Genomic DNA, 16,738 nt, shown 5'->3' on the forward strand with positions numbered 1-16,738 from the left:
CTTGGCATTGAAACAACGATTGATTACAGGTGTCATTGCAGGCGCAGTGTTTGTCGCCCTGGCCGTATTGGGCGGAGCCTTTTATACAGGATTGCTGGTGCTGCTTGCCATTATCGGATTTTATGAATATACCCGTATGAACGGCTTTTCTCCGTTTCACCCTTCTGCGTTGCTTGGCTTCGCCGGAGTGCTGTACTTCGTCCTTCCGTGGGAGGCATGGGGTGTCAGCATGCCCTCGCCGCTCACGATTATGTGGATGCTGGCCTTTCTTCTGCTTGCCGTCACGGTCGTAACCAAAAACAAAACGACCATAGACGGCGCTTCGCTCATGCTGCTTGGCGCGTTATATGTGGGTTATGGTTTTGCTGCCATGATTGCAGTTCGCGACATGGGTGAGCATGGCCTGTTCTGGACGTTTTTATCTTTTGGTTGCATATGGGCTTCGGATATCGGCGCGTATTTCACCGGCCGGGCCATTGGCAAGACGAAGCTATGGCCTTCCATTAGCCCAAACAAAACGATTGAAGGCGCAATTGGCGGCGTTGTACTGTCGTTAATTGTAGCCGTTGTGTTTGCCATTCTGGGTCCGGATACAGTCAGTATCGGCAGAGCGCTGCTGATTGGCGTTGTTGCAGCCATCGCGGGACAATTCGGCGATCTGATTCAATCGGCGTACAAACGTGTGCGGAACATTAAAGATACAGGCAATTTGCTTCCCGGCCACGGCGGCGTGCTCGACCGCTGCGACAGCTGGTTGATCGTATTTCCGCTATTATTGTTAACGGAGCTTATCCCTGTTTAAGTTGGAGGTACTTTAGTTGAAGAAGATAGCGCTATTAGGCTCAACAGGGTCCATAGGCACGCAGACGCTGGACATCGTCAGGCATCAGCCGGACCGCTTCTGTGTCACTGCCTTGTCAGCGGGAAGCAATGTGGAGCTCGTCATCGAGCAAGCGAAAGAATTTAGACCCGCATTAGTTAGTCTTGCTTCAAAGGAGCTGGCAGAGCAAGCACGGCCTTATATGCCGCAGGGAACGCGTGTAACCTACGGTGAAGAGGGGCTGATCGAGGTTGCCGCCGGAACGGATGCGGATACGGTAGTGACCGCCATCATTGGCAGTCGAGGACTGCCGGCAACACTGGCAGCGATCCATGCCGGCAAATCGATCGGGCTCGCGAACAAAGAGACGCTGGTCACGGCGGGACATATCGTCATGCAGCGCGCCATGGAGCGCGGTGTGTCGATTTTGCCGATCGACTCTGAGCATTCTGCTATCTATCAGTGTCTGAATGGCGAGAGACGGAGCGACGTGCTCGGCATTACGCTGACAGCTTCCGGCGGCTCGTTCCGAGATCGCACGAGGGCAGATCTGGCTGGCGTCACCGTGGAGGATGCGCTCAAGCATCCGAACTGGTCGATGGGCGCCAAGATTACGATTGACTCTGCTACCATGGTGAATAAGGGTCTGGAAGTCATTGAAGCCAAATGGCTGTTCGGCCTGGATTACGAGCAGGTGAATGTTCTTATTCATCCAGAGAGTATTATTCATTCTTTTGTTGAATTCAACGACCACAGCATTATCGCTCAGCTCGGCATGCCGGACATGCGCGTTCCTATCCAGTATGCACTGACGTATCCGGAGCGGCTTCCTACTCCTACCGAGCGCCTTAACCTCGCAGAGATTGGCAAGCTTAATTTCAGAACGATGGATTACGAGCGTTTCCCGTGTCTCAGACTCGCTTTCGATTGCGGGCGTTTGGGACAGTCCGCGCCGACGGTGTATAATGCAGCAAACGAAGTGGCGGTAGCCCGATTCCTGAACAGGGAAATTTCCTTCCTCGATATCGAGCGGGTGCTGGAAACTGTAGTAGAGCGGCATAACGTATGCGATGTCCATGATTTACAGACGATTGCCGAAGTGGACGAGTGGGCTCGCGGACTAGCCGCGACGGTCTGACCCTGCCGAAAAAGTGGTTCTCTTGTATCGGGCGGGAGAATAATGATAATCTATGTACAGGCCGTAACGAACAGGAGGCAACACGTCTATGGGGATGATTCAGGTCGTCTTATCGACCGTGCTCGTATTTTTCGTCATTGTGACGATACATGAATGGGGACATTACTATTTTGCCAAGCGGGCGGGTATTCTCGTCAGGGAATTTGCGATCGGCTTTGGGCCGAAGCTTCTTTCCGTCAAACGCGGCGAAACCAGATATACACTGCGGCTCATACCCGCTGGCGGATTTGTCAGGATGGCGGGCGAAGATCCCGAGATCGTGGAAGTCCAGCCGGGGCAGACAGTAGCCGTTCGGATTAAGGATAATCAAGTCACTCGCATCTTCCTCGATCGACTGGATGAGCGGACAGGTACCGTTCGCGGCGAGGTGGAGGATGTTGATTTGGAGCGCAGGCTTTCGATTTCCTTGCTGGTAGAGGGAGAATCGGAGCGATACGACGTTCACCCGCAAGCGCTCGTTATTTCCAAGGGCAGAGACACACAGATCGCGCCGATTGACAGGCATTTCGGCAGCAAGTCGGTGGGCAAGAAAGCAATGGCGATATTTGCCGGACCGATGATGAATTTTATTCTGGCATTCGTGCTCTATGCCGTGTATGCTCAAATGGTAGGCGTACCGGTGGAGAATCCGGATAAGCTGATCATTAGCTCCATTGAGGAGAAAATGCCCGCAGCCGGAGTGGATCTGAAAAAAGGCGATGTGGTGGAATCCGTGAACGGCGTCAAAATCGGCGCGGATTTGGAACAAATGATCGATATCATCGGCAAATCGCCTGGCAAACCGGTCGAAATGATCGTGAACAGGGACGGCCAAGTACATACGATCAAAGTCACTCCAATGTTGAATGAGCTCGGCGTCGGCAAGGTCGGCATCAGTGCGTCGCCGCCGATGAGATCGGCTACATTCACCGAAACTATTTCAAGAGCCGCAACACTCATGAAGGTGTCAACAGAGTTTATATTTGAAAGCTTCAAAATGCTGGTTACCGGTCAATTCAAGCTGGAGGACCTGGGCGGTCCGGTCAGAACGGCTGATATGACAGCTGAGATTGCGCGTAAGGGCATAGTCCAATTGACGTCCTGGACGGCATTGCTTAGCTTGTACCTCGGCATATTCAACTTGCTGCCAGTTCCAGCGCTGGACGGAAGCAGATTGATCTTCCTTGGCCTGGAGGCTGTGCGAAGAAAGCCGATTGATCCGAATAAAGAAAGCATGGTGCATTTCGTCGGATTTGCGATGCTGATGCTGCTTATGCTTGTTGTGACCTATAATGATATTTTACGATTAGTTCGAGGGGGGTAGTCTGTCGCTCATGTCAAAGGAAAAAGGATTTGTAACGGAAATTACGCCGCAAAGCGAAGATTTCTCTAGATGGTATATCGATGTAATCAAAAAAGCGGAGCTTATGGATTATTCGCCGGTGCGCGGCTGTATCGTTTTCCGTCCGGAAGGCTATGAGCTGTGGGAAAACATTCAGCGTGATCTGGACCGCCGCTTTAAGGAAACGGGACATCGCAACGCCTATTTCCCTCTATTCATTCCCGAGAGCTTCTTCCAGAAGGAAAAGGAGCATGTCGAGGGCTTTAATCCGGAGCTTCCGTGGGTAACGGAAGCTGCGGGCGAGAAGCTGGAGGAGCGTCTGGCGATTCGCCCGACCTCCGAGACCATGATCGGCCACATGTACGCGAAATGGATTCAATCCTATCGCGATTTGCCGGTCCTCATCAACCAATGGGCTAATGTGGTGCGCTGGGAGAAGCGCACGCTTCCTTTCCTTCGCACAAGTGAATTCCTGTGGCAGGAAGGCCATACCGCTCACGAGACTGAGGAAGAAGCGCGCCAGGAAACGATGCAGATGCTTGATGTGTATACAAGCTTCGTAGAGGACTTCCTTGCTATTCCGGTCATTAAGGGCGAGAAGACACCTTCCGAGCGTTTCGCTGGAGCTGTGGATACTTATTCGATCGAAGCGATGATGAAGGACGGAAAAGCCGTACAAGCCGGAACTTCGCATTATCTGGGCAATAAATTTGCTATCGCATTCGATATCAAATATTTGGACCGCGAGAATACGCTTCAATTCGCTCATACCACATCGTGGGGCGTCAGCACGCGCTTGATCGGCGCGTTGATTATGGTTCATGGTGACGACCGCGGCTTGGCTCTGCCTCCGAAAGTAGCGCCAACGCAAGTCATTATGATTCCAATCGGACCTGCCAAGATGCGTGAGCAGGTGGTAGGACGCGTGGACGAGCTGTATGCTGAGCTGAAGAAAGCGGGTGTGCGCGTACGCGTAGACGACCGCTCCGATGTGAGCCCAGGCTGGAAATTCAACGAATACGAGATGCGCGGCGTACCGCTGAGACTGGAGCTTGGTCCTCGCGATATGGAGAATGGTGTTGTCGTTCTCGTATCCCGTATCACGGGCGAGAAGCGGATCGTGAAGCAGGATAACCTGATCGCTGAAGTGGAAGCAATGCTGGAGGAGACCCATCAGGAGATGTTCAACCGGGCGAAAGCGTTCCGTGAAGAGAATTCACGTACCGTTGATACGCTGGATGAGATGAAGGCATTCCTGGAAGAGCAGCGCGGCTTCGTAGAAGCCGGATGGTGCGGTTCTGCGGCATGCGAGAAGCAAGTGAAGGAAGAAACTGGCGCGACTAGCCGCAATATTCCCTTCGAGCCTTCGGTTCACAAGACTTCTTGCCTCGTGTGCGGTGATGAAGCGAAGCATACGGTCGTCTTTGCCCGCGCTTATTAAGAACTGAATAGGGTTTTCGGTTCGGATCGACAGGAGCTGATTGTGATGAGCCTAACCGGTAACAAGCGACAGCGCTTCGAGCTGCTATTGCAGCAAGCGGGGCTGCCGCAAGAACTTATTCATACGTATTTTAAGGATGGTTATATAGATCAGGTTGTTGTGAGCAACAGCAACCGCGAATGGACGTTTTGCATCCGCAAGACGTCCATGGTTCCTTTACAAGCCTATAACGGATTATGCCAGGCGGTAAGGATGAAATTCGAGCATATTGCCGCGATAACCTTTGTGTTCCAGTATGATTCGGTTGTGGAGACAGAGAATATCGTTATGCAATATTGGCCGCTCTTCATCGAGTGGGCTCAGCGCGAGATTGCGTCAGTAAACGGCTGGCTTCAGAAGGCGTCCATCGAAGCTCTAGGAAACAGCATTACGCTGTCGCTGCTCGACTCGACGGGACTGGAACTGGCGAGAAAAAAGAAGGTGGACGATGCAGTCGCTGCCTTCTATAAAACCTATTTTGATCGGGATTGCCAGGTTAAGCTGGTCGTAGGCGAGGCAAGACAAGAGATTTATGAAGAGTTTCAACAAAAAAAGATGCAAGAAGAGCGCGATGCTGTTCAGCAACTGATGGCTGATGCGATGGTTGAATCGGCAGCTGGCGAGGATAATGGCGAAGAGGTTGTTCGCCTTGCGGTCGGCTATGACATTCGTGAAGAAGCCGTGCCGCTTATGAACATTCAGGATGAAGAGAAGAAGATTACGGTGCAAGGCGCGGTGTTCGGACTGGATATGAAGGAACTACGCAACGGCAGCACGTTGTTCATCTTCAACGTCACCGACTTCTCTGATTCTATCGCCATGAAGATGTTCGCCAAGACGAAGGACGATGTGAAAGTTCTCTCCCAGCTTGCGAATGGCAAATGGATTAAGGCGCGGGGAAGAATCGAATACGACCGCTTCATGCAGGAGCCTGAGCTTGTAATGATGCCGAATGATCTTCATGAGATCAATTCACCGCCGGAGCGGGCTGACAAGGCCGAGGAGAAGCGTGTCGAATTCCATCTTCATACGACGATGAGTACGATGGACGCCGTGACGCCAATCGGTGAATATGTGAAGATGGCGGCGAAGTGGGGGCATAAGGCAATCGCCGTAACGGATCACAGCAATATTCAATGTTACCCGGATGCCGTGAAAGCTGCCAAGAAGCATGGGATGAAGGTTCTGTTCGGACTGGAGGCGAACGTCGTCAACGATGCAGTGCCGATGGTTTTGAACTCGCGTCCCGCCCCTTTAGCAACTTCCACGTACATCGTATTCGATATCGAGACGACGGGCTTGTCCGTCGTGAACAACAAAATTATCGAGCTCGCGGGGGTGAGGATGCAGGACGGCAAGGAAATCGACCGTTTCTCCACCTTCATCAACCCGCATGAGAAGATTCCTTATCATATTCAGCAGTTGACGAATATTAATGACGATATGGTCAAGGACGCTCCGGAGCTTGAGCCGAAGCTGCGCGAGTTTATCGCGTATATCGGGGACGATATTCTGGTCGCGCACAACGCCAGATTCGATATCGGGTTCATCCAGGCCAACTGCAAATCACTAGGTTTGCCGGAAGTCACGAATCCCGTATTGGATACGCTGGAGCTGGCCAGATTCCTTTATCCGAACATGAAGAATCATCGTCTGAATACGCTGTCTGACAAATACAAGATCAGTCTTGAGAATCATCACCGCGCTGTTGACGACTCCGTAGCGCTCGGCGGTGTGTTGTTTGGACTGATTGGAGACGCTGCAGAGCGCAACATTAAAGATTTGCATCAGCTGAACGATTATGTCGGGCTGGATTTGTCCAACGCGCGGCCGTTCCATTGCAACATCTACGCGCTTAACGCAGTGGGTAAAAAGAACTTATTCAAATTAATTTCATTATCTCATACCGAACATTTCAAACGGGTTGCCACCATTCCGAGAACCAAACTAGTGGCGCTACGGGAAGGGCTGCTTGTCATATCCGGTTGCGAGAAGGGCGAGTTTTTCGAATCGGTGCTTAATAAGTCGCAGGAGGAAGCACAGGAAGTTGCGGAATTTTACGATGTGCTTGAAATTCAGCCGATCGACTTCTATATGCATCTGGTTGAGAAAGGGCTGGTAGGCAGCCGCGCAGAGATCGAAGGTGCGATGCGCCGCATTTGTGAGATTGCGGACGAGCTTGGAAAACCTGTCATTGCGACGGGCAATGTGCATTATTTGAACCCTAGAGACAAGATGTACCGGGATATTACCATTCATGGCATTACGGGCTTCAGCCCGCTTAAAGGACAGCGCAAGCCGGATGCCCACTTCCGCACGACGGAGGAGATGCTGAAGGAATTCGCCTTCCTCGGCGAAGCCAGAGCGAAACAGGTTGTCGTGACGAATACGTCGGAGCTTGCCGATCGCTTCGAGACGTACGACATGTTTCCGAAGGAGCTGTTCACGCCGAATATCGATGGCGCGGATGAAGAGATTCGCAATACGTGCTACGAGACAGCGAAGTCCATGTATGGCGACGAGCTCCCGCAGGTTGTGATCGATCGGCTGGAGAAGGAGCTTGTGCCGATTATTAAGTACAAGTTCTCCGCCAACTATCTGATATCCGAGAAACTGGTGAAGAAGTCCAATCGTGACGGTTATTTGGTCGGCTCCCGGGGTTCCGTAGGCTCTTCGGTCGTAGCTACGTTTCTTGGTATCTCTGAGGTTAATCCGCTACCTGCACATTACTTGTGCCTGAACACGGATTGCCGACACAGCGAGTGGTTCCTCGACGGCAGCGTTCCAAGCGGCTTCGACTTGCCGGTCAAGGCTTGTCCGCATTGCGACAAACCGATGAAAGGCGAAGGCCAGGACATCCCGTTCGAGACGTTCCTTGGCTTCAAGGGTGATAAAGTTCCCGATATCGACTTGAACTTCTCTGGGGAATATCAGCCTATTGCGCATAACTATACAAAAGTGCTGTTCGGTGATAAAAGCGTGTTTCGAGCGGGAACAATCGGTACCGTAGCGGAGAAGACGGCGTATGGCTTTGCCAAGAAATACGAGGAAGAGCATCAAAAGAAGTGGCGCGGAGCAGAGCTTGCGAGACTGGCAAGCGGCTGTACCGGCGTTAAGCGGAGCACAGGCCAGCATCCCGGCGGCATCGTCGTTGTTCCTGATTATATTGAGGTCGAGGATGTAACGCCGGTCCAGTTTCCGGCAGATGATACGAGCGCGGAGTGGAAAACGACGCACTTCGATTATCACGCCTTTGATGAAAACTTGCTTAAGCTTGATATACTGGGACACGATGATCCGACTATGATGAGAATGCTGCAGGATTTGACCGGGGTCGATCCCACGACGATTCCGATGAACGATCCTAAAGTCATGAGCATGTTCAACTCGACCGCAGCGCTTGGCGTTTCGCCGGAACAAATCCGATCGGCCGTCGCTACCTACGGCGTACCGGAGATGGGGACGAAGTTTGTAAGACAGATGCTTCAGGAGACGCAGCCGTCTTCCTTTGCGGATTTGCTGCAAATTTCGGGATTATCCCACGGAACGGGTGTATGGCTGGGCAACGCGCAGGAGCTGATCAAAAAAGGAACGTGCAACATCAAAACCGTAATCGGCTGTCGTGACGATATTATGCTTTATTTGATCTACAAGGCCGGTATGGATGCGGGACTGGCGTTCAAAATTACGGAGAGCGTGCGGAAGGGCAAAGGCCTTACGCAGGAGTGGATCGATGAGATGAAGCGCTGCAAGGTGCCGCAGTGGTATATTGATTCCTGCCTTCGCATTGAATACATGTTCCCGAAGGCGCACGCGGCTGCTTATGTTATATCTGCAGTGCGTACGGCCTTCTTCAAGCTCTATTATCCGATTCATTACTACGCGACTTACTTTACGGTTCGGGCGGATGATTTCGATTTGGAGCTGCTGTGCCAGGGATACGACGCCATTCTCCGCAAGCTGATTGAGATTGAGGCGAAGGGCTTTAATGCGGCGCCGAAGGAGAAAAACATGGTGGCTCAGCTGGAGATGTCGCTGGAGATGACGGCAAGGGGTTTCTCGTTTAAGCCGATTGATCTGTACCGTTCCGATGCGATTAAGTTCCAGGTGGAAGGCGAATCGCTTATTCCGCCGTTTGCCGCAATTGCAGGAATTGGCGATAATGCCGCTCGCAATATTGCGGCAGCGCGCAATGACGGCGAATTCCTCTCCATTGAAGATTTCCAGATGAAGTCCAAGGCGACGAAGACAATCATCGAGGTGCTAAGCGGTATGGGCTGCTTCAGAGGTTTGCCGGAATCCAACCAACTATCCTTGTTCTAATCACGCCCCATGAGAGTTGTTATCATACGGGATGACTAGAAATCATTTCTTGTCACGATTATGCGGTTATGATATAATTTTTGTGGCAATGATGAGGATAGATTCTTGATGCAGAAGAGTGGGGAAACCCACTCTTTACGTTTTGTATTCGGCAATATCACATTGCAACCTATACAGGAGGTTAACCCAATTTGAGCACATCCACTATCAAATCCGCCATTGAGGCTATGGTTCTCCCATTTCTCAATGACAATGGCTTTGAACTGGTCGACATTGAATATATCAAGGAAGGCAGCAATTGGTTTTTGCGCATTTTCGTAGACAAGGAAGGCGGAATTGACATCGACGAATGCCGGCGTATCAGCGAATACGTCAGCGAGCAGCTAGACACTAACGATCCTATCTCCGGAGCCTATTTCCTTGAAGTATCCTCACCAGGAGCGGAAAGACCGCTGAAGAAGCCTGAAGATGTGCGCAAGGCGATCGGGAAGTATGTCTATGTCACGACTTACGAGCCGGTAGACGGCTCCAAGGAGTTTGAAGGCACGCTGCTATCGTTCGACGGCGAAACTGCCGTTGTTCGTATTGGCAAAAAAGAGCATGACATTCCTTACGAAAAAGTCGCCAGCGCCCGCTTGGCTATCCAATTTTAATTTTTGCTTCTATTATGAAAGGGGGAACATCGTTCCAATGAGTATGGATTTTATTGAAGCGTTGCAGGAAATCGAGAGAGATAAAGGTATCGCTAAGGATGTGCTGCTTGAAGCGATTGAGGCCGCTCTAATTTCCAGCTACAAACGCAATTTCAACACTGCGCAAAACGTGAGAGTCGATATAAACCGTCATACCGGCGTCATTAAGGTATACGCGCGCAAAACCGTTGTTGACGAGGTGCTTGACCCTCGCCTGGAGATTACGGTAGAAGCGTCTCGCGAGATCAACCCGCATTACCAGCTGGACGACATCGCGGAGATTGAAGTAACGCCGCGCGACTTCGGCCGCATCGCCGCTCAGACAGCGAAGCAAGTGGTGACGCAGCGTATCCGCGAAGCCGAGCGCGGTTTGATCTACAATGCTTTTATCGACAAAGAAGAGGATATCGTGAATGGTATCGTGCAGCGTCAGGATGTTCGCAACCTGTTTGTTGATCTGGGCAAAGTAGAGGCTGTGCTGCCTCTGACCGAGCTTATGCCAACGGACAAGTTCAAGCATGGCGACCGCGTGAAATCGTTTATTACGAAGGTAGAGAATACGACTAAAGGTCCTCAAATCATTTTATCCCGCACGCATCCAGGACTTCTTAAACGATTGTTCGAGCTTGAAGTGCCCGAAATCTATGACGGCGTCGTCGAAATTCGTTCCGTTGCGCGCGAAGCGGGATTCCGTTCCAAAATCGCGGTTCATTCCCGCAATGACGAAGTCGATCCGGTCGGTTCCTGCGTCGGCCAAAAAGGCATGCGCGTACAGACCATTGTAGGCGAGCTGAAGGGCGAGAAGATCGATATCGTGCGCTGGTCGGAAAATGTGGAGGAATATGTAGCGAACGCACTTAGTCCTTCCAAGGTCCTTGAGGTTATTGTATTCGAGCAGGAGAAGATGGCGAGAGTCATCGTGCCGGACTACCAGCTGTCGCTGGCGATCGGCATCAAGGGCCAGAATGCAAGACTTGCAGCCAAGCTGACGGGATGGAAGATTGATATTAAAAGCGAGACGCAGGCGGAGCAGGAGTACGGACGTCCAAAATCGGCTACTGGTACGATGCATCAGGATTCCGTATCCATCGACTAATCCGTTAGCGGCTAATACGCTGACAAAGGAGGGTGTACGGTGAGACCGAGGAAAGTACCGCTTCGCAAGTGCGTCGCTTGCCAGGATATGATGCCGAAGAAGGAGCTCATTCGGGTCGTGCGCACACCGGATGGAGAAGTCGGCATCGATTTGACCGGCAAAAAAGCCGGTCGCGGAGCATATCTGTGCGGGAAAGTCGCTTGCTTCAAACTTGCGAAGAAATCGAAAGCGCTGGACCGGGCATTGAAGCAGCCTGTCGGCGAGCATATATACGATCAGCTGGAACAAGATTTCATTGCGGTGGAGGAGCAATTCATTGCAACAAAGGAGCAGACGCCGGATGATGAAGACGAATAAGGTGCTGTCGCAGCTCGGAATGGCGATGAGAGCGGGAAAGCTCATCACTGGTGATGAAATTGTGCTCAAAGCTGTAAGAGCAGGCAAAGCCCATCTCGTCATTCTCGCAGGAGATGCGTCCGACAACACGAAGAAAAAATTTCGAGATAAATGCGGCACCTACGGAATACAACTCGCCGAGGCATTCGATCGAGAGCAGCTAGGAAGGGCGATAGGCAAGCCTGAACGCGTCGTGCTGGCGGTTACCGATATGCAATTCGGAAAAATGATTGGAAGTCATCTGAGCCAAAATACGGAGGTGGATTCTATTGAGCAACAAACAGGACAGCAAAGACAATAAAGACAAGCTGCGCGTGTACGAATACGCGAAGTCGCTTAATATGAGCAGTAAAGAAATTATTACGATCCTAAAACGCTTGAATTTGCCAGTGAACAACCACATGAGTGTCATGGAAAATCAAATGGTGCATAAAGTGGAAGGATTCTTCCGGGATATCAAAGCGAACGCTGCGGCAAAGCGCGCCCAAGAATCAAGCGGCGCAGCCGTATCCGCAGCTCAGGCGCCTGCCAATCGCGGGCAATCTTCTCAAAGCGGGCAACAGACCGCGAATACAACATCTCAAGACAGACAGGGGACAATGAACTCTATTAATACGAAAACACAACAACCTTCAGAGCAGCAACGTGAACAAAGACCACAGCAAAGCAATCAAGGTGCTCGTCCATCCGGCCAAGGCCAACAAGGTCAAGGCGGCGGCAACCGTCCATCCGGTCAAGGCCAGCAAGGCGGCAATCGTCCGTCCGGCGGCCAAGGCTATCAAGGCAATCGTCCGTCCGGTCAAGGTCAGGGCGGAGGCAACCGTCCATCCGGCGGTCAAGGCTATCAAGGCAACCGTCCGTCCGGTCAAGGCCAGGGCGGCTATCAAGGGAACCGTCCAGCAGGCCAAGGTCAAGGCGGCAATCGTCCGTCCGGCGGCCAAGGCGGCGGCTATCAGGGCAATCGTCCTGCCGGTCAGGGTCAAGGCCAAGGCGGAGGCGGCAACCGCTCCTTCGGTCAAGGCGGCTCAGGCGCACCATCCGGCAATCGTCCGGCTCAAGCTCCACAAGGACAAAGCCGCAGCTTTGATTCCAATGCAGGCAGATCGCAACCTCGCAGCGGCAGTGATGACCGTGGCGGCAACAAGAACAACCGCAGTGGCGGCAATCAGAAGCGTTTCGAGGACGGTCGTCCAGGCTATGGCGGCAACCGCGGCAACAACCGTGGCGGCAAAGGCCGTAACAACAGAGGCCCGCAACAGCCTCCGCGTGAGAAAATCGACAATACACCGAAGAAAATTATTGTCCGCGGCACGCTGACTGTCGGCGATCTGGCGAAGCTGCTGCATAAGGACGCTTCTGAAGTCATCAAGAAGCTTCTATTCCTCGGCGTAATGGCGACGATCAACCAGGAAATCGATATGGATGCGATTCTTCTGATCGCTGGCGAATACGGCGTAGAAGTTGAAGTGAAGATTCCGGTTGAGGAAGACGACTTCGAGAACGTGGAAGAGAACGATGACGAAGAGGTTTTGATTGGCCGTCCTCCGGTTGTGACCATCATGGGTCACGTCGACCATGGTAAAACAACACTCCTGGATTCGATTCGCAAAACGAACGTAACAGGTGCTGAAGCCGGCGGCATTACACAGCATATCGGCGCATACCAAGTCGAGATCAACGGCAAAAAGATTACGTTCCTGGATACACCAGGCCATGAAGCGTTCACGCTCATGCGTGCACGCGGTGCACAAGTAACAGATATTACAATTATCGTCGTAGCTGCGGATGACGGCATCATGCCTCAAACGGTAGAAGCGATCAACCACGCGAAAGCGGCTGGCGTACCGATTATTGTTGCAGTGAACAAAATCGATAAGCCGGAAGCGAACGCGGATAAAATCAAGCAAGAAATGACGGAGTATGAGCTTGTGCCTGAAGAATGGGGTGGCGATACGATCTTCGTTGAAGTGTCCGCCAAGCAGCGCATTAATCTGGAAGGCTTGCTTGAGATGATCTTGCTCGTTGCAGAAGTGAACGAGTTCAAGGCAAATCCGAACAAGCGCGCCAGAGCAACGGTTATTGAAGCCGAGCTGGACAAAGGCAAAGGCCCAGTCGCACGTATTCTCGTGCAGCACGGTACGCTTAAGATCGGTGACGCATTCGTTGCGGGCAACTGCTTCGGCCGTGTCAGAGCGATGGTGAACGATCGTGGCCGCAGACTGAAGGAAGCAGGTCCTTCGACTCCGATTGAGATTACAGGCTTGACTGAAGTTCCGCAAGCGGGCGATCCGTTTATGGTGTTCGAAGACGAGCGCAAAGCACGCGCAATCGCAGAACGCCGTGCGATCAAGCATCGCCAATCCGAGATGGGCGCGAACACGCGCGTTACGCTGGATGATCTGTATACGCATATCAAAGACGGAGAGATCAAGGACCTTAACGTGATTATTAAAGCCGACGTTCAAGGTTCCGCGGAGGCGCTTAAAGGCTCCCTGGCGAAGATTGATATCGAAGGCGTGCGCGTCAAGATTATTCATAATGGCGTAGGCGCCATTACAGAATCGGATATCATCCTGGCATCCGCTTCGAATGCAATTGTCATCGGCTTTAACGTCCGTCCAGACCCTCAAGCGGAAGCGACAATTGGTCAAGAGAAAGTTGACGTGCGCATGCACCGCGTTATTTATAACGTAATTGACGAGATCGAGCAAGCCATGAAAGGCATGCTGGATCCGATCTACAAAGAAGTTGTTATCGGCCATGCCGAAGTGCGCAACGTATTCAAGGTAACGAAAGTCGGCGCAATTGCCGGTTCGATGATTGTGGACGGCAAGATCACGCGCGCTGCAGAAGCAAGAGTCATTCGCGACGGTATCGTCGTCTATACAGGCAAAATCGACTCCCTCAAACGGTTCAAGGATGATGCCAAAGAAGTGGCCCAAGGCTATGAGTGCGGTATAACGCTTGATCGCTTTAGCGATATTAAAGAGGGAGATATGATTGAAGCGTTTGTCATGGAAACGGTAGAGAGGTGATTAAAGCATGGCAAAAATACGCGTAGGACGGGTCAGCGAACAGATTAAAAAAGAGCTGAGCCAAATTATCCAGATGGAGCTCAAAGATCCTCGTATCGGATTCATTACGGTAACTGGTGTCGAGACAACCAGCGATTTGTCTCAAGCTCGCATCTATCTGAGCGTGCTTGGCAATGACGAACAAAAGGAAGCAACACTTAAAGCATTGGCAAGTGCAACAGGCTACCTGCGTTCCGAGCTGGGCAAGCGCATGAAGCTGCGCCATACACCGGAGCTGCTGTTCAAATTCGACAGCAGCATCGAATATGGCAGCCGCATTGAATCGCTGCTTGAAGATATAAACCGCGGGAACGAATCGAATTGATGAGCGGTAACCAAATGGTACAGCAGTTGGATGAAGCATTGGCCTTTATAAAGGCCAATGCTTCCTTCCTTGTCGTGTCGCATGTTCAGCCGGATGGAGACGCCATCAGCTCGACGCTGGTCGTCAGTTGGCTGCTTGAACGACTAGGCAAAAAGGCAGTCATGATCAATGAGAGCGAGCTGCCTGGCCGTCTGCAATATTTGCGCGGCTTTGACCATATCCTATCGTTAAAGCATGAGCAGCTGGACATTTCCTTCGATGCGGTTATCGCGATCGATTGCGCCGATTATCGCCGCATTGGAGACGTGGCCTCCATGTTTCCGGAGAACTGCCGCCTGCTCAACATCGATCATCATCCGACGAATAACGGCTTTGGTACCGTTAATGTCATTCGTCCCGAAGCCGCGGCGACAGTTGAAATATTGTACGATCTGATCATTCATGCGGGATTCACGCCGGATCTGGAATGCGCAAAGGCCATCTATACAGGTCTGCTTACCGATACGGGCGGATTCCGCTATTCCAATACAACCCCTCGCGTCATGGAGATTGCCGCCAGCTTGCTGGGACTCGGCGTATCCGGAAGCGAACTTGCTGATCATCTGCTGGAGAAAATGACGATTGCCAAGCTGAAGCTGCTTCAAACCGCACTTGCGAGATTGACCTTCAGCGAAGATTTGAAGATCGGCTGGCTCTACATCGGCAAGGAAGACCTGGCCGCGTGCGGGGCCGTTCCTGAGGATCTGGAAGGCATCGTGAATTATGCGCTTAACGTAGATGGCGTAGAAGTCGGCATTCTCTTCAAGGAGACGAGCGATGGCGCCGTGAAAGCCAGCATGCGTTCAGCCGGCAAGGCGGATGTTGCGGCAATTGCCCAATCCTTTGGCGGAGGCGGACATGTGCGCGCATCCGGCTGCAGATTGGAAGGGCCGCTTGGGGGCGCGATGAGCGGTTTGGTAGAAGCAGTTAGAAAGGCGTTGGTATAACCGATGGATGGTATTTTGGCCGTTTGGAAGCCGGAGGGCTGGACATCTCATGATGTCGTAGCCAAAGTTAGACGGCTGCTTAAGCTGAAACGAGTTGGACATACCGGCACACTGGACCCTATGGTTACGGGTGTATTGCCCTTATGCCTTGGCCGGTCCACAAGGGTCGTTGAATATGTGCAGGAGAGGCCTAAAGCCTATGAAGCGGTACTCAGACTGGGCATCGCTACCGACACGGAGGATCTGACGGGCGAGATCATCGACCGACAGCCAGTCGGGACGCTCAGCGAAGCTCAAATCGAGGAAGTGCTGCAACGGTTTCTCGGGACAATCGATCAGGTTCCTCCCATGTTCTCGGCGGTCAAAGTAGACGGGAAGCGTCTGTATGAATTGGCGAGAGAAGGGAAGACGGTGGAGCGCAAGTCCAGGGAAGTCACCATTCATGCGATTTCCTTGCTGAAAGCGGATTTGGAAGGCGACCAGCCTGAAATTACGTTTTCGGTTGTTTGCTCCAAAGGCACGTACATTCGTACGCTATGCGTAGATATCGGAAAAGCGCTTGGGCTTCCCGCTACGATGGCGAAACTGATTAGAACGATGTCAGGCGGCATATCGGCGGAGGGATGCCTTACGCTGGAGCAGATTGCTGAGCTGGTTCAAGCCGGTGAGCTTGAGCAGCATCTCATTGCGGCTGATCAGGCGATTGCCCATATTCCGTATGCGACGGTATCACCGCATTCCGCGCAGCAAGCGCTGCGGGGCCAGAAGCTGCAGCTGTCGCAAGCTGCTCTGGGAGCTGGGGAGTGGAAGCAGGATGAGCTTGTCCGCTTGTACGAATCTTCCGCGGGCGGAAGTTTTCTTGGCATATTCCAAGTCGATGTCGACACCTCGCAGGTGAGACCAGTCAAAGTATTTTCGGATTCCAGCCAACCCTAACATCACGACGATTGACCCGGGATTCACCGCACAACGTTAGCTGGACTTCCGCGAAGGGCGATGCGTCATTCGCGGAAGCACCATTAAAGTT

13 protein-coding genes are annotated in these 16,738 nt (G+C 52.2%); all 13 read left to right on the plus strand.

Annotated elements, in window-relative coordinates; translation table 11 throughout:
• Positions 1-7 precede the first annotated feature (7 nt).
• The 13 genes from ACFVSO_RS14810 to truB all read left to right on the plus strand — a co-directional run bounded on the left by ACFVSO_RS14810 (position 8) and on the right by truB (position 16,647).
• Positions 8-802, plus strand: a complete 795-nt coding sequence (locus ACFVSO_RS14810) for a phosphatidate cytidylyltransferase (protein ID WP_387474784.1) — start codon at positions 8-10, stop codon at positions 800-802.
• A gap of 16 nt (positions 803-818) precedes the next feature.
• A complete protein-coding gene (locus tag ACFVSO_RS14815; protein WP_387474786.1) occupies positions 819-1,958 on the plus strand; it encodes a 1-deoxy-D-xylulose-5-phosphate reductoisomerase in 1,140 nt (379 codons plus the stop codon).
• An 88-nt stretch (positions 1,959-2,046) separates the two neighbouring features.
• Complete coding sequence (gene rseP, locus ACFVSO_RS14820) at positions 2,047-3,321, plus strand: RIP metalloprotease RseP (protein WP_387474788.1); 1,275 nt, start codon at positions 2,047-2,049, stop codon at positions 3,319-3,321.
• Positions 3,322-3,331: 10 nt separating this feature from the next.
• Positions 3,332-4,780 (plus strand): proline--tRNA ligase, encoded by a 1,449-nt coding sequence (gene proS, locus ACFVSO_RS14825; protein ID WP_387474790.1) that lies wholly within the window; start codon positions 3,332-3,334, stop codon positions 4,778-4,780.
• Between the two features lie 45 nt (positions 4,781-4,825).
• Positions 4,826-9,142 carry a PolC-type DNA polymerase III gene (locus ACFVSO_RS14830; protein WP_387474792.1) on the plus strand — a complete coding sequence of 1,439 codons (4,317 nt, stop codon included), beginning with the start codon at positions 4,826-4,828 and terminating at the stop codon, positions 9,140-9,142.
• Positions 9,143-9,333: 191 nt separating this feature from the next.
• Positions 9,334-9,795, plus strand: a complete 462-nt coding sequence (gene rimP / locus ACFVSO_RS14835) for a ribosome maturation factor RimP (protein ID WP_387474794.1) — start codon at positions 9,334-9,336, stop codon at positions 9,793-9,795.
• Between the two features lie 37 nt (positions 9,796-9,832).
• A complete protein-coding gene (nusA, locus tag ACFVSO_RS14840) occupies positions 9,833-10,930 on the plus strand; it encodes a transcription termination factor NusA (RefSeq protein WP_387474796.1) in 1,098 nt (365 codons plus the stop codon).
• Between the two features lie 39 nt (positions 10,931-10,969).
• Positions 10,970-11,287 carry an RNase P modulator RnpM gene (rnpM, locus tag ACFVSO_RS14845; RefSeq protein ID WP_387474798.1) on the plus strand — a complete coding sequence of 106 codons (318 nt, stop codon included), beginning with the start codon at positions 10,970-10,972 and terminating at the stop codon, positions 11,285-11,287.
• Positions 11,274-11,627, plus strand: a complete 354-nt coding sequence (locus ACFVSO_RS14850) for a L7Ae/L30e/S12e/Gadd45 family ribosomal protein (protein WP_387475344.1) — start codon at positions 11,274-11,276, stop codon at positions 11,625-11,627. Before rnpM ends, ACFVSO_RS14850 begins: the two co-directional genes overlap by 14 nt.
• Positions 11,596-14,361, plus strand: a complete 2,766-nt coding sequence (gene infB, locus ACFVSO_RS14855) for a translation initiation factor IF-2 (protein ID WP_387474800.1) — start codon at positions 11,596-11,598, stop codon at positions 14,359-14,361. Before ACFVSO_RS14850 ends, infB begins: the two co-directional genes overlap by 32 nt.
• Positions 14,362-14,368: 7 nt before the next feature.
• Entirely contained in the window at positions 14,369-14,725 is a 357-nt protein-coding gene (gene rbfA / locus ACFVSO_RS14860) for a 30S ribosome-binding factor RbfA (protein WP_387474803.1), read from the plus strand.
• Complete coding sequence (locus tag ACFVSO_RS14865) at positions 14,725-15,711, plus strand: DHH family phosphoesterase (RefSeq protein ID WP_387474805.1); 987 nt, start codon at positions 14,725-14,727, stop codon at positions 15,709-15,711. Before rbfA ends, ACFVSO_RS14865 begins: the two co-directional genes overlap by 1 nt.
• Before the next feature lie 3 nt (positions 15,712-15,714).
• A complete protein-coding gene (gene truB, locus ACFVSO_RS14870) occupies positions 15,715-16,647 on the plus strand; it encodes a tRNA pseudouridine(55) synthase TruB (RefSeq protein WP_387474807.1) in 933 nt (310 codons plus the stop codon).
• Positions 16,648-16,738: the final 91 nt, after the last annotated feature.

The organism is Paenibacillus sp. NPDC057967, assembly GCF_042887015.1.
Classification (GTDB): Bacteria; Bacillota; Bacilli; order Paenibacillales; family Paenibacillaceae; genus Pristimantibacillus.